General features: G+C 69.9%; 10 protein-coding genes, 1 tRNA gene and 1 pseudogene. 5 read left to right on the forward strand and 7 right to left on the reverse strand.

The annotated features are described in order from the left end of the window. Positions 1–252, forward strand: a pseudogene (locus AB0J91_RS19615) (hypothetical protein); the annotation flags it as partial. Between the two features lie 765 nt (positions 253–1,017). Then, positions 1,018–1,806, forward strand: coding sequence for a Ku protein (locus tag AB0J91_RS19620; RefSeq protein WP_363870715.1), 789 nt, complete (start codon positions 1,018–1,020; stop codon positions 1,804–1,806). A gap of 1,199 nt (positions 1,807–3,005) precedes the next feature. Here AB0J91_RS19620 and AB0J91_RS19625 read toward each other — a convergent pair. The 5 genes from AB0J91_RS19625 to AB0J91_RS19645 form a co-directional block, all read right to left on the reverse strand. Continuing rightward, positions 3,006–3,078, reverse strand: a tRNA-Ala gene (locus AB0J91_RS19625). A gap of 195 nt (positions 3,079–3,273) precedes the next feature. After that, positions 3,274–4,617 carry an NAD(P)/FAD-dependent oxidoreductase gene (locus AB0J91_RS19630; protein WP_363789617.1) on the reverse strand — a complete coding sequence of 448 codons (1,344 nt, stop codon included), beginning with the start codon at positions 4,615–4,617 and terminating at the stop codon, positions 3,274–3,276. Then, positions 4,610–4,861, reverse strand: a complete 252-nt coding sequence (locus AB0J91_RS19635) for a DUF6158 family protein (protein ID WP_363870718.1) — start codon at positions 4,859–4,861, stop codon at positions 4,610–4,612. The genes AB0J91_RS19630 and AB0J91_RS19635 overlap by 8 nt, the downstream gene beginning before the upstream one ends. Before the next feature lie 67 nt (positions 4,862–4,928). After that, positions 4,929–6,179 (reverse strand): MFS transporter, encoded by a 1,251-nt coding sequence (locus tag AB0J91_RS19640; RefSeq protein ID WP_363870721.1) that lies wholly within the window; start codon positions 6,177–6,179, stop codon positions 4,929–4,931. Between the two features lie 243 nt (positions 6,180–6,422). Then, a complete protein-coding gene (locus AB0J91_RS19645) occupies positions 6,423–7,244 on the reverse strand; it encodes a GNAT family N-acetyltransferase (RefSeq protein WP_363789614.1) in 822 nt (273 codons plus the stop codon). 77 nt (positions 7,245–7,321) lie between these two features. Here AB0J91_RS19645 and AB0J91_RS19650 point away from each other — a divergent pair, with 77 nt between their 5' ends. Both AB0J91_RS19650 and AB0J91_RS19655 read left to right on the forward strand, forming a co-directional pair. Beyond that, on the forward strand, positions 7,322–8,980 hold the full coding sequence (locus tag AB0J91_RS19650; protein WP_363870723.1) for a DUF885 domain-containing protein: 1,659 nt from the start codon (positions 7,322–7,324) through the stop codon (positions 8,978–8,980). Between the two features lie 106 nt (positions 8,981–9,086). Further along, a complete protein-coding gene (locus AB0J91_RS19655) occupies positions 9,087–10,991 on the forward strand; it encodes a UvrD-helicase domain-containing protein (protein WP_363870726.1) in 1,905 nt (634 codons plus the stop codon). A gap of 37 nt (positions 10,992–11,028) precedes the next feature. Here the strand turns inward: AB0J91_RS19655 and AB0J91_RS19660 are convergent, their stop codons facing one another. Further along, positions 11,029–11,406 carry a nuclear transport factor 2 family protein gene (locus tag AB0J91_RS19660; RefSeq protein WP_363870729.1) on the reverse strand — a complete coding sequence of 126 codons (378 nt, stop codon included), beginning with the start codon at positions 11,404–11,406 and terminating at the stop codon, positions 11,029–11,031. 70 nt (positions 11,407–11,476) lie between these two features. Between AB0J91_RS19660 and AB0J91_RS19665 the strand changes: the two genes are divergently transcribed. Then, positions 11,477–12,385 carry a LysR substrate-binding domain-containing protein gene (locus tag AB0J91_RS19665; RefSeq protein ID WP_363870731.1) on the forward strand — a complete coding sequence of 303 codons (909 nt, stop codon included), beginning with the start codon at positions 11,477–11,479 and terminating at the stop codon, positions 12,383–12,385. Here the strand turns inward: AB0J91_RS19665 and AB0J91_RS19670 are convergent. Further along, on the reverse strand, positions 12,319–13,569 hold the full coding sequence (locus AB0J91_RS19670; protein WP_363870734.1) for a condensation domain-containing protein: 1,251 nt from the start codon (positions 13,567–13,569) through the stop codon (positions 12,319–12,321). The two genes, AB0J91_RS19665 and AB0J91_RS19670, sit on opposite strands and share 67 nt — an antisense overlap.

A 13,569-nucleotide genomic window follows, 5' to 3' on the forward strand; every position in this document is an offset into this window, starting at 1 on the left:
GCCGAGGAGTTCCAGCTCGACCCGGCCGACCTCGCCCTGCCGCTGACCGTGGCCGTCGAAGCGGCGGACGCCGTGCTGCACCTGGCGTTCCGGCGTGACCCCAACGGCGACCAGGCGATGCTGGCCGAGGCCAAGGACCTGGTCCGCGGGTACTTGTCCAACCGGATCACCGGAGAAGAACGAGTCAGCTCGGCCGTGGTCGGGTCGACGATCAGGGCGAGTTACCCGAGCGAACTGCCTTCTCCCCGGTAGGTCGGTACCACCTGGTCGACGGCCGAGACCCCGCCGTCGACCAGGTGGTACCGGTTGAACCGCTCCGCTAGCTCCCCGGCCATGCGTCGCTTGCCTGGGCCTGGAGCAGCCAGGATTCGGTCTGGCCGCTGACGGGCCGACGACGATCAGGCCGAGTTGAAAGCCCTGCCATGTGGCCGCGCCACGGGCATATGGTCTTCCCATGTTGCAGACCGAAGTCACCACCCGCGCTGGAACGTTTGTGTTCTCGACAGCGCGGATCGGCGTCGATCAGGTGACCGGTCGAGAGGAGTACGAGACGACCATCCCGAGCCCTGTGGCCAGATCGCCAAGCCCGTCCGACGCTGCCTCACCCAGCAGCGGGCACGCCAGGTTCACCAAGAGTTAGTGGATCAGTTGGTCGCGATCGAACACGGCAGGGCGGAGATCAGGTCGCATCCGCAAGAGCAGCCACGATCTTGAACCGGCACAGGATCATCTGGCAACTCCTGGAGGGTCAGCGGAGCCCCATCACATTCCCGAACGAGCTACCCAGCTGCTGCGAGAGCAGGACTGGCTCAGACGCGCGTCGCAGGGCATTGCCGCTGAAGATGGGCCTGCCTGGGGGCGGGTCATTGTCGATGTCAGTGGACTGGCGGGCGACCAGGGGCCTGGTCGTCCTTCCGCCCGCTCAGGCAGGTGGGGTCAGTTTCGGCGGATGAAATCGGGGGAGTGAAGGGTCAAAGGGCCTTGGGTGGGCCTGCCAGCTGGGCGCAGGCTGGCGCTGTGAGAACACTGTGGAACGGTGTGATCAGTTTCGGTTTGGTGGCGATCCCGGTCGGGTTGGCAGCGGCTACGGAGTCACGCTCGATCAGCTTCCGGCAGGTTCACCGAGCTGACGGCGCCCGAGTCCGCCACGAGCGGGTTTGCACTGTAGAAGACCGCCGGGTGCCGTGGGAGGAGATCGCCAAGGGCTACGAGCTGCCGGATGGTCGGATGGTGGTCATGTCCGAGGACGAGCTGGCGGAGTTGCCGCTGCCCAGTGCGCACACCATCGAGGTGGCCGAGTTCGTCCCGACCGGCGCGGTGGATCCGATCCTGTTCGACCGCTCGTACTTCCTGCAGCCGCACCAGGTCGCACTCGGTGCCTACAGCCTGCTGCGTGACGCGATGACCGACACCGGTCACGTGGGGCTGGGGCGGGTGGCGATCCGGACTCGGGAGCGGTTGGCGCTGCTGCGGCCCTATGGGCCGGGGATCAGCCTGGTCACGCTGTTGTGGCCGGATGAGGTGCGGGAACCGGATTTCGGATGGCTCACCGACCAGGCTCCGCCGTCCCGCGAGCAGGAACAACGGATGGCCGAACAGCTGGTGCTGTCGCTGTCGAGCGCGACGTTCGACCCCACCGGCTACCGGGACCACTCACGCGAGGCGCTGCGGGCGCTGATCGATGCCAAGCTCGCCAACCGCCAGATCGCCGTTCCGGAGCCCCGCACGCAGGAAGCCGCGGACCTGGAAGAGGCGCTGCGGGACAGCCTCGACCAAGCCCGCCGGGCGCGCTCTGCGGGTGCGTGACGGCGGCCTTGACGAGTGTCAAGATTCGAACAGATAGAGGAACGCAGACGGATGCTAACTTCGATTTCCCTTCTCGTTTGAGATCGGATTTTCACCGGCCGAACCGAGACGGACGGTGTGCGGAAAGGCCCGGAGCCTGGCCGGGCCCTTCAGGGGGTGGCGAGGTGCCAGGGGCCGGGGGATGAGGGGTGTCCCGGTACCCTGGCGCTTCGGTTGGGCCATGGTGGCGGCAACGGGCGGTGGACAACGAAGCGCCCCGCGTCACCTTGTTCAGGTGGCGCGGGGCGCTTCGTTGTCCACCGTAGGTACTTCCCCTACCTCGGTGAACTGGTGTGCTATCGAGGCACACATCGGCAATACTAGACCGCACGTTCGAACGCGCTGCACCAGCCGGGCTGGCGCGAGCCCTGTGCGCAGGGTGCTAGTGGCCAGCAGGATCACAGGCCCGTGGCCCGAGGACGCCCAGCGGCAGGAGATCGTTAAGGAACTGCAGGACCTGTTCCGCAGCAAGGGCTTCTACTAAAGCTTCCCGGCTCGCTACGATCCCCGGCACGCCCGGCAACCCGTACTTGGATCACTACGTCGCCCAGCTCGCCCACCAGCGTGACCACACCGGGTACGTGCTGGACGGCCGCCCCAACGAGTTCTGCATTCAGTGCGTGGTCGAACAGCCGGAGTCGACCGATATCGAGCTACACGCCGCCAAGCGCCGGTTCGGGTGGGCCGTCCCCAACGGTGCCGCCCTGGACTGCATCGCCCGGTACTCGCCGAACGGCGTGGTAGAGATCGGTGCCGGCGCCCCAAGACAGGCCTGGGCGCGGCTTATCCGAGCACAAGCTGCATTTCCTAATTGCATTGCCGGAGGTCGCCGGCGAGGTCATCGTCGACCGGGTAACCCGGTTCTACGCGAACGGGGAACCAACGTCACCACCAGAAACGTAGTGCTGGGCAGGCAGGCCCAACACGCCAACACTCTAAGTCCGCTTGAGTCCACTACCGTCGACGTAGCTTCCACACACAGGTGCTGCTGCAGCACTACGGCAGCCTGCCTCATGGCAGAACGACACGAACGAGAGTTCAGCCGGTACCACCCGGACAGCACGACGACCCGATACGGGCTCTGAGCGATAGACAGGCAGTTAGACAGGCAGCAAAAGACCAGGGCCGATGCTCGGAAGCATCGGCCCTGGTCACTGGGGTGGAGCTGAGGGGATTCGAACCCCTGACCCCTTGACTGCCAGTCAAGTGCGCTACCAGCTGCGCCACAGCCCCTTGTTCTGTTCTACCGAGGTGTTCGGTTTGTTTCCGCCCCGCTCATCTCGTGTGCCAATACAGTACAACAGCCGTTCGGGGCCGTTTTCAGGGGGCCCCCATTAGGGGTCGCAGCCCATTTGAGCTGGGGAAACGTGCCCATCGCCTTGATCGCCCCACGGAGTCGTGTTGACTCCGTGAGGACGGTCACTTCGATCATCCGGCGGCTGTTGTTCCGTGGGGTTTGGGCAGGCCTCTGGTGTTGGCGGCTTTGACGAACTCCGCTCTCGGGTCGTGGAGTTCGCCCAAGGCGACGACCTGGCGGCGGAACGGGAGCTCCAGGATCCAGTCGCCGAGGATGCGGGCCTTGCGGGACGTCGTCGGCATCTTCATCAGGTGGTACGCGCGGTGCAGCAGCCACGCCGGGAGTCCTTTGAGCTTGATGCCGTAGACCTCCGCGGCGCCCCGGAACAGACCCAGGCCCGCGACCGAGCCCGCGTGCTTGTGCCGGTACTCCCGCAGCTCCTCGCCGCGCAGCTGGGCGATGATGTTGTCCGCCAGCAGCTTCGCCTGGCGGACCGCGTGCTGGGCCGACGGGCTGGTCAGCGCCTCCGGGTCGCTGCTGGTGAGGTCCTGGACGGCGGCGCAGTCCCCTGCCGAGAACACGTTGTCGGTGCCCTTGACCTGCAGTCTCGTCGTGCATTCCAGGCGCCCCTTGGAGTCTCGGGGCAGATCGCTGTCCTCCAGCATCGGGTGCGGTTTGACGCCGGCGGTCCAGACGATGGTGTCCGCGTGGAAGTCGTCGCCGTCGGACAGAACCGCGTGTCCGTCCACGAGGGAGCTCGCGGTGGTGTTGAGCTTGACCTCGATGCCCAGGTTCTCCAGCTGCTGCTTGGTGTACTCGCCCATGTGCGGGCTGACCTCGGGCATGATGCGGCCCATCGCCTCCACCAGCACCCAGCGCATGTCGTGCTCGGACAGCTGCGGGTAGCTGCGGATCGCGTACCGGGCCATGCTCTGCAGCTCCGCCAAGGCCTCGATGCCCGCGTACCCGCCGCCGATGAACAGGAACGTCAGCAGCCGCCTGCGCAGCTGCTCGTCCTCGGTGCTCGCGGCTATGTCCAATCTGGACAGAACGTGGTTGCGCAGGTAGATGGCCTCGCCGATGGTCTTGAACCCGACGCCCTGCTCCGCCAGGCCCGGGATCGGCAGCGCGCGCGAGATCGAGCCGGGAACCGGGATCAGGATGTCGTAGTCGAGCTTCTCCGCCTTGCCGTCGCCCAACGTCGCGGTCAGGCACCGGTTGGCGTGATCGATGTTGTTGACCTGCGCGGTCAGCACCTCGCAACGACCCAGCGCCTCGCGCAGAGGAACCACCACGTGACGCGGTTCCAGCGAACCGGCGGCGGCCTCCGGCAGGAAAGGCTGGTAGGTCATGTGCGGCTGGGTGTCGATGACGGTCACCCTCGCCTCACCCGCGTCCAGCTTCTTCTGCAGGCGGAGTGCCAGGGTGAGACCCACGTGCCCGCCACCGATGATCACCACGCGTGGACTAGGCATGCTGCGGCTCCTCTCGTGCACCATCACGCGTTCGACGCGGGTCGACGTCCCGCTCGGGATAGCGGCGCAGGTACTCCTGCTCCAGCTCGAACGTGCGGGCGGTGTGCTCCCGCAGCGCGTCCGGCGAGCCGTGCAGGAACGTCTCGTTGCGCGTCTGGTGCAGGTGCCGGAGTTCCCGCAGCAGCAGGTCCTCGGTCAGCTCGTGCCCCGGAATACCGGTGGTGTTCATGTCGTCCTCCCGCATCGGGCAGGGGCTACCGCAACGCCGGCGGCGTCACACCCGAGTACCCGGAACGGGGGCGATCGACACCTCAGGCCGCGGCACGCACCTGTTCGGTGCCGGATCCCGGGCGCGGACGGGTCTCCGGAGCACCCACCCAGGCCAGCAGGCCGAGGGCCGCCGTGGCGCCCGTGACCAGGAACGCGGCCTGGTAGGAGACGGTGTCGGCGAGAGCCCCGGCGATCAGCGGTCCGAGGATGGCGCCGAGGTCGGCGGCCTGCTGGAAGGTCGCCAGCACCGTTCCACCGCGCCTGTTGCCACCGATGATGTCGGCGACCGCCGCGTTCTGCGCCGGGTTGAGCACGCCCGCGCCCATGCCCGCGATCAGCGACGCCGCCAGGAACACCGGTACCGACGTGGTGAAGCCCAGCGACGCCGTCGCCACGCCCGAGACGACCAGGCCGATGAGCACCATCGGCTTGCGGCCGTGCCGGTCGGTCATCCGCCCCGACAGCAGCAGCACGCCGGCGTTGCCGACGGCGAACACCGACAGGGCGATGCCGGACATCGACTGCGGCGCCTTGAGTGCCTCGACCACGAACAGCGGGACCAGGGCGATGCGGACGCCGAAGACCGCCCAGCCGTTGCCGAAGTTCGACAGCAGCGACGCCACGTAGGAGCGCATGCGCAGGGCCTCGCCCAGCGGCATCGACGGGGTGGCGTCATCACCCAGCGGGGCGGCCAACGTCGACTTGCGCAGCATGAACCAGCCGAGGAAGGCGGCGCCGAACAGCGCGATGCCGTAGGTGACGAACGGCAGCCGCAGCGAGTAGCCGACCATCACGCCGCCGACGATCGGCCCGGAGACGTTGCCCAGCAGGAAGCTCGTCGCCCAAACGCCCGAGGCGCGTCCGCGCAGGTGCGGTGGCGACAGCCGGATCAGCAGGCCCACGCCGGAGACGGTGAACATCGTCGAGCCGATGCCGCCGAGCGCGCGGAAGATCAGCAGCTGCCAGTAGGAGTCGGCGAACGCGCACGCCGTGCTGCTGATGCCGACGATCGTGATGCCGATGACGTAGATCGTGCGCTCGCCCGCCGCCGAGACCAGACGTCCGCTCAGCGGGGCGAACAGCAGGCGCATCATCGCGAAGGCGCTGACGATGAACCCGGCGGCGGTGACGCCCACGTCGAAACTCGTGGCGAACGCAGGTAACGCGGGCGCGACGATCCCCATGCCGACGGCGACGATGAAGCTGCCCGCGACGAGGATCCAGATCTCCCGGGGCAGGGAGGAGATGCCCTGGCTCGTGCTGGTCGTCTCTGACGCTGAGCCGCTGGACACAGGCTTCCTCCCGGATTCTGGACAGTTCGAGCCACAGCAACCAACGCCACCCGAGGGCGAGGAAATTCCACCGGAGCGCTTTCGTGGCGCGCACCTCACCCACGCGGTCCAGCGTCCGCATCGCGGGACGCCCGATGGGGTGGTGGCCGTTCGAATTTCGCGCGAAGTTCGAGTCCCGAAGCTCGCGCTCGAATTTCGCGCGAAATTCGAAAGGGCACGCTCGCGAACGGGATCGCCCGCTGGTCAGAGCAAGTCGTCGATTCTGCGGGCGTAGGCCGTTACTCCGTAGGCCACGTCGAAGCCGATGGCTTCGGCGAAGCGCTGAGCCGTGCCGCCTTCCTCGGTGTGGGCCGCGACCAGCAGCGCGCCCATGCGGCGGAGCTCCTCCGAGGTCTCGGTGACCAGGTCGTGGCCGATGCCGCGCCGACGGCGGCCAGGCCGGACCACGACCTGCTCGACGAGGCCGACGCCGCGTTCGACGAAGCCCTGGACGAAGCCGGCGATCCGGTCGACGCCCGGGTCGTCGACGACGAGCAGCACGCTGCGGTTCTCGTCGAGGCGATGTGCCAGGTGGCGGGCCAGGCGCTGCTCGCCCTCCTCGGACAGGCCGGTCTCGTCGGCGTAGAGCTCGACGATGCCCTCCAGGTCCCGGTCCTCGGCCGGGCGCGTGACGCCGCTGCTGAAGCCCCGGGTGCGGTGCAGCAGCACCACCTGCTCCTCGACCGCGCGCCAGGCGGCGTCGTCGGCGATGCCCTCGATCTCCCCGACCGTCGTCGGCGAGGCGTAGACGACGGCTTCGGACCGCCCCGCCTCGGCGAACACCTGCTCCAGCTCCATCAGAGTGCCCGCCACCTGCGCGCCGGTGCCCCACAGGGCGCACGCGTGGTTGGCGACCGGCAGCGGGTTGTCCTGGTTGAGCACGACCGTCGCCACACCCACCCGGGTGCGCATGCCGTAGCGGACCACGGCCGAGGCCAGGCGGGCGGTCTCGACCAGCCCGGCCAGCTCGCGGGCTTGCCTGGGATCGAGGAGGGTCTCGTCGTCCGGATCGTGCAGCGGGTCCACGGGTTCATTGTCCCCTCAACCAATACCGTTCCGCGTCGCCCTGCCGGATGTCGGTGCGGAGGGGCAGGATTGTTCGCGTGACGACGCCGGATCAGCTCGCCGAAGAACTGCTGGATCTCGAATTCGACTCCGACCCGATCGGTGCCTCGCTCTACGGGCTGCCGGGCCGTGATCACCTGCTGCCGGACATCTCGGCCGCGGCGGAGCTCGCCCAGCGCGACCACGCCGAGGACATCCGGGTGCGGGCGATGGCCGTCGACACCACCCACTCCAGCTTGGAGGAGCGGCTGACCGTCGCCGTCGTCGTGCAGCACGCCCAGTCCACGGTCGACCGGCTCGACGCCCGCTCCCCCGAGTACACCGTGATCGGCAACCTGTTCGCGCCGGTCGCGGGCCTGCTGTTCCACCTCGGGCAGGTGCCGGTGAGCGGCAGGCAGCAGTCCGAGGACTACCTGCGGCGGATCGCCCGCATCCCCGACTTCACGGCCGCTGCCGCGCAACGCCACCGCGACGGCGTGCGGGCCGGGCGGGTTCCGGTGCGGCCGCTGCTGGACGGGGCGATCGCGGACCTGGATTCCCGCCTGGCCCACCCCGACCAGGACCCGCTGCTCACCCAGCAGCTCCCCGACGACCTCTCCGAGCGGCGCGAACGCCTGATCCGCGACGTGGTCAACCCGGCGCTGGCCGAGTACCGGGCAGTGCTGGCGCGGGAGATCGCCCCGCACGCGCGGGACGCCGAACACCCCGGGCTGTGCTGGTTGCCCGAGGGGCAGGAGATCTACCAGCGGCTCATCCGCGCCCACACCACCACCGAGCACACGCCCGGTGAGCTGCACGGGATCGGGCGATCCCAGCTGGCGTCGCTGCGCGCCGAGATCTCCGGGCTCGGCGAACGGCTCTGGGGCGAACCCGATCCGGAGGCGGTGCTGCGGCGGATGCAGACCGACCGGTCGCTGTGCTGGACCGAACCCGAGGAGATGCTGACCGCAGCGCGCGAGGCCATCGACAAGGCGACCGCGGAAGCGCCCCGCTGGTTCGGGCGGCTGCCGCAGCAACCGTGCGAGGTGCGGCCGGTGCCGGGCACCCCGTCGGAGAGCACGCCGATCGGCTTCTACATGTCGCCCGCGCTGGACGGCTCGCGGCCCGGCGTGTACTTCGCGAACACGCTGCACGCCGAGCAGCGCCCGCGGTTCGCCTCCGAGGTCATCGCCTTCCACGAGGTCGTTCCCGGCCACCACCTGCAGGTCAGCCTGGCCCAGGAGCTCACCGAGCTGCCGCTGCTGCGCAGGCTCACCGGCTTCAACGCCTACACCGAGGGCTGGGGGCTCTACACCGAGCGGCTGGCCGACGAGATGGGGCTGTACTCCGGGGATCTGATGCGGCTGGGCATGGTCGTGCAGGACCTGCTGCGGGCGGCGCGGCTGGTCGTCGACACCGGGCTGCACGCGTTCGGCTGGAGCAGGCAGCGCGCGCTGGAGACGATGATCTCGAGCACCACCCTGTCGGACCTGGAGGCCGCCTCCGAGGTCGACCGCTACATCGTCTACCCCGGTCAGGCGCTGTCGTACCTGGTGGGGCGGTTGGAGATCGAGCGGATCCGGGACGCCGCGCGGCAGCGGCTGGGCGCGGATTTCGACATCAGCCGGTTCCACGACACCGTCCTCGGGCACGGTGCGCTGCCGATCTCCACTTTGGAGTTCCTGGTCAACGATCAGCCCCCTGCTACATCCAGGTGACGCCGTCCCAACTCGCTCGAAATCGCAACGGAACGCATTAATGTCGATACCGAGCGTGTTCGATGCTGCGCGCGATCAAGCTCGGTGGAGCTGGACAGGAGGCGCCGTGACCGGGACTTTCCACCACCGCCAGGAATTACTCCGGCGCGAAGCGGAGGCCCAGCTGCGGGACCGGCCCTTGCCGACGTGGCAGAAGCGCGTCCTGCACCGCTTCGCCGCCGAGCGCGACAACGGCTGGTACCCGTTGCTCAACCAGTTCGCACCGCACACCCCCCGGCAGCGGCCGGACCTGGTGCTCGTCGGCCGGATGGGCGTGCTGGTGGTGCTGCTCCGGGAAGCCGAGCCGGACTGGGAGGACTCGCGCGCGGCGTTCGTGTGGACCGCCGAGCTGCTGGCCGGGGCCGCGATCGGGTCCGGGTTGCTCAGCGAGTCGTTGTTGCGCACCGTCGTGGTGCACCCGATCGAGCACACCGGGCGCAAGGGCCGCAGCGCCGATCACCTGGCGATCACCGAGGACGAGCTGGACCGGTTGCTCAAGCGCGGTGAGCGGATCTTGACCGCCGACGAGGCGCTGGGGCTGGCCAAGCACCTCGACAGCCGCACCTTCGACCTGACGCCGATCATGTGGAACTCGCAGCGCATCCCGAGGCAGCGCGGCAGCGTTCCCGAGGTGTTGCAGGAGCCGGTCGCCCCGTCGTCCCGGCGGCCGTTCCGGGACTGGCGCTACTTCCTCGACGACGCGCAGCTGGGCGCGGTGCGGCGCAGCTTCTCCGGCCCGGCGCAGATCAGCGGCCCGGCCGGGACGGGCAAGACCACCCTCGCGCTGCACCGGCTGGCGTACCTGGCCCGTCGCGGTGCCGGCAAGCTGCTCTACACCGCTCCGCTGGACCGGGTCCCGGAGCGGGCCGCCGGCCGGTTCGGGCAGATGACCCCGGAGCTGTCCGGGCAGATCGAGTTCGCCTCGCTGCACGGGTGGGCGCGGGACTTCCTCGCCGGGCGCGGGCGTTCGGCTGACGTCGACGAGCAGGAGGTGCGGCGGGCCTTCGACGCGGTGTGGTCGCGGGACGAGGTGCTGCGCGGTGTCCGGAACTCGCGGGAGTACTGGAAGGACGAGATCGACCGGGTGATCAAGGGCCGCGGGATCTCGTCGTTCGACGCCTACCGGACTCTGTCCCGGAAGGGCCGGGGCGGTCAGCTGCCAGCGGACTTCCGGTCCCACGCCTGGCGCTTCTACTGCGACTACGAGCGGGAGCTGTCCGAGCGCGGCGTCTTCGACCACAACGACGTGCTCAAGCGCGCGCTCGCCGAGCTGGAGCGGCGCCCGCTGCCCCGGCAGTACACCGGGGTGGTGGTCGACGAGGCCCAGGAGCTGACGTTGATCGGCCTGCGGCTGGCGCACGCGATCAGCGGCGACGAACCGGATCAGCTGCTGCTGGTCGGGGACGGTCAGCAGCAGGCCCTGGCGGGTGGCTGGCGGTTGTCCGAGGCCGGCATCTCGTTGCACGGGCGCGGTGAGGTGCTGCGCAACGACTACCGCAACCGGGGCATGGTGCTGGAACGCGCGGGGCAGGTGGAGGCGATCAACCGCTACGACGACGGGCCGTCGCTGCCGTTGAGCGCCGCGCTGCCGGTGCGCGGCGGCGGGCGCGTCGTCGAGTGGCACGGCAAGGACCAGGAGCGCGCGCTGCTGGGCGCGCTGCTCGCGCTCGACGACGGTTCGTCGGCCGCGATCATCACCGAGACCGAGTCGGCGACCGAGCACTGGCTGCGCGTGCTGCGCGACGCCGGTGTCACGACCCTGCCGCTGGCGACCTGGGACGGCCGCGACACCTCGGACACCCTCGTCGGAACGGTGGTGGAGGCGAAGGGGGCGGAGTTCCGCGCGGTCTTCCTCCCCGCCGAACCCGCTCCCCCCGCCGATTCCCGCGAGGACCGCGAGACCCACGAGCGCCGCCGCCTGGTGGCCATGACCAGGGCCCAGGACCACCTCTGGCTCTCCCACCTCCACTGATCGCTCGCCGAAACCCCTGGTGCTCCAGGGTTTCTCGTCATCGGGGTGGGCGGAACTCCGGTTGGTCGAGGAGGCGGAGCCAGGTGCCGTCGGGTTGACGGCGGGCGACCTGGGCTCGGGCGCCCGTGCCGTCTGCGGGCGGGGTTGCGGTGAGGGCGATGTCGCCGCTGATCAAGGTGGGCAGCGGGGGTTCCGGTTCGAAGCGGGGGCGGTTGGCCAGGACCTGCTCCCAGAGGGCCTGGATCGCTTCGCGGCCCACCGTCGTCTCTCCGGGCGGGTAGGCCATGACCGCCTCGGGTTCGTAGAGCTCGGCGACTCCTTCGGCGTCCCCCGCGTTGCTGCGTTCGACGAACAGCCTGGTCAGGTCTTCGGGTTCGCGGGCCTTCTCGCGCATGTCGGTTCTCCTCTCGGTCACGGATCCAGACTGCGTCCGGACTCATCAGAAGTCCAACAGATGGTTCTGATGGGGACTAGAATCAGCGGTTATGGACTTGCGGCAGCTGGAGTACTTCGTCGCGGTGGCCGAGGAGCGGAACTTCACCCGGGCCGCGCAGCGCGTGCGCATCAGCCAGTCCGGGGTGAGCGCGCAGATCAGGCGGCTGGAGAAGGAACTCGGGGCGGAGCTGTTCGACCGGTCCGCGCGTGCGGCGGAGCTGACCGCGGCGGGCAAGGCGGCGCTGGAGCACGCCCGCAACGCGCTGGCCGCGGCAGGAGCCGTCGGGCAGGCGGTCGGCGAGATCACCGGGCTGCTGCGCGGGAACCTCGACGTCGGGATGGTCATCGGCTGCACGATCACGCCGCTGTTCGACGCGCTCGCCGGATTCCACCGCGCGCATCCGGGCGTGGAGCTGTCGTTGCGGGAGGACAACTCCGATCGGCTCGTCGAGGACGTGCGCAGCGGGACGCTGGACCTGGCCCTGATCGGCGCCGAAACCGCCCCCGCCGAGCTGGATACCCTCACGATCCTCAGCGAACCGCTGGTCGCGGCCGTTCCCGAGGGCCACGAGCTGGCCGGGCGTGCGGTCGGGCTCCGCGAACTCGCAGCGCACCCGGTCGTCTGCATGCCGCCCGGAACGGGGCTGCGAGCGGTGTTCGACCGGGCCTGCGCAGCGCGGGGCGTGGAGCCGGTGATCGCGTTGCAGGCCAGTGCGGGAGGCGCGATCGCCGACCTGGCGCTGCGCGGGCTCGGCGTGGCGATCCTCAGCGAGTCGATGGTCGCCGAGCACCCCGGTCTCACCGCGCTGCCGATCACCGACGCCACCGATCCGGCGCTGCTCGCGATCACCTGGCGACCGGAGGCGAACGTCGCCGCCCGCGAGATGGTCAGCTACTGCCGCAGGGCTTTTCGGATCGACTCCGGCCAGGAGTCCAGGAACCGACCGACCGCGCGGTGAGCGGCGGCGACGTCGGGGAACCGGGTGCGGACGTGGATGCCCTCTTCGGTCCGGGACAGCCACACCTGCACGTCATCCGCCGGAGCCGTGCCCGAAACGTGTTGCGCCGAGCTCTCTCCCGGCAGCCGGCGGTAGTCGACGTAGGAGACCATGAACACGTCGCGACGGGCGGCCCGCAGCGGTCTCGGCAGCGCCGCGAGGACCTGGTCCAGCGGCAGACCCGCGCGTTCCCTGGCCTCGCGCAGCTGCTCGCCGGTCCTGGCGAGGTCGGGATCCGCCCAGGCGGGGACGGTCGTGGTGAACCAGCCGACCGCGTCGGCGTCCTCGGGCCGACGCGTCTGCACCGGCACCAGCACCGGGAGCGCTCCGGATCCCAGCGCCGAGGCCATCGTGGACAGCAGCGCGCCGTAGGTCGTGGTGCCCGCGCGCTCGGCCGCCTCGCCCAGGGCCGCTGCGGTCTCGGCCCCGGCGAGGAGCCGCCGATCCGTCGCCTGGGCCGCCGCCTCCCCCTCCGGCAAGCCGGTGTCCAGCGGGAACACGGGCAGCCGGTAGTCGATGGCGTCGAGGAACCCGCGCCAGCTCGCCATCGCGGGATCGTCCACCGCGGGTGCGGCGGACCACTCCGCGACGCGCGCGAGGAAGCTGCTCGCGACCGGTAGCTCCGCTCCCCGGTAGAGGGCGCCGAGATCCCTCGCTACCAGCGCGATCGAGTGGGCGTCGACGTGCGCGTGGTCGAACCCGCACACCACCGTCGACCGGCCCGGCCGCGACACCGCTGCCAGCGCGAACGCCGGGTACGCGAACGGCGCGCACTCGCGGTCCAGGAGCATCCGCAGCCGGGTCGTGGTGTCGCCCTCGGGGACCGGCTGCTGCCGCACCGCCAGCCGTGCCGGATCGTGCCGGACCGCGCTCGTGGGGGACAGGAACTCGCACTGCAGCGCGCTGTGCCGCGCCAGCAGCGAGCGGAACGCCGCGACCAGCGCGTCGGCGTCGATCGGGCCGTCGACCTCGAAGCACGCCGCCAGCCACACCGTTCTCACCCCGGCGTCCGCGACCGCGAGGTGGTTGCGCTGGTTGACCGACAGCCCGACGGGCTCGGGTGCGGCGGTGACGTCCGGGACGGCGGTCCAGGACATCACCTCGCCGGGCTCGACCTCCCACAGGTCGGCTGAGGTGACCAGCAC

The sequence above is a fragment of the Saccharopolyspora sp. NPDC049357 genome, from assembly GCF_040677225.1.
Classification (GTDB): Bacteria; Actinomycetota; Actinomycetes; order Mycobacteriales; family Pseudonocardiaceae; genus Saccharopolyspora.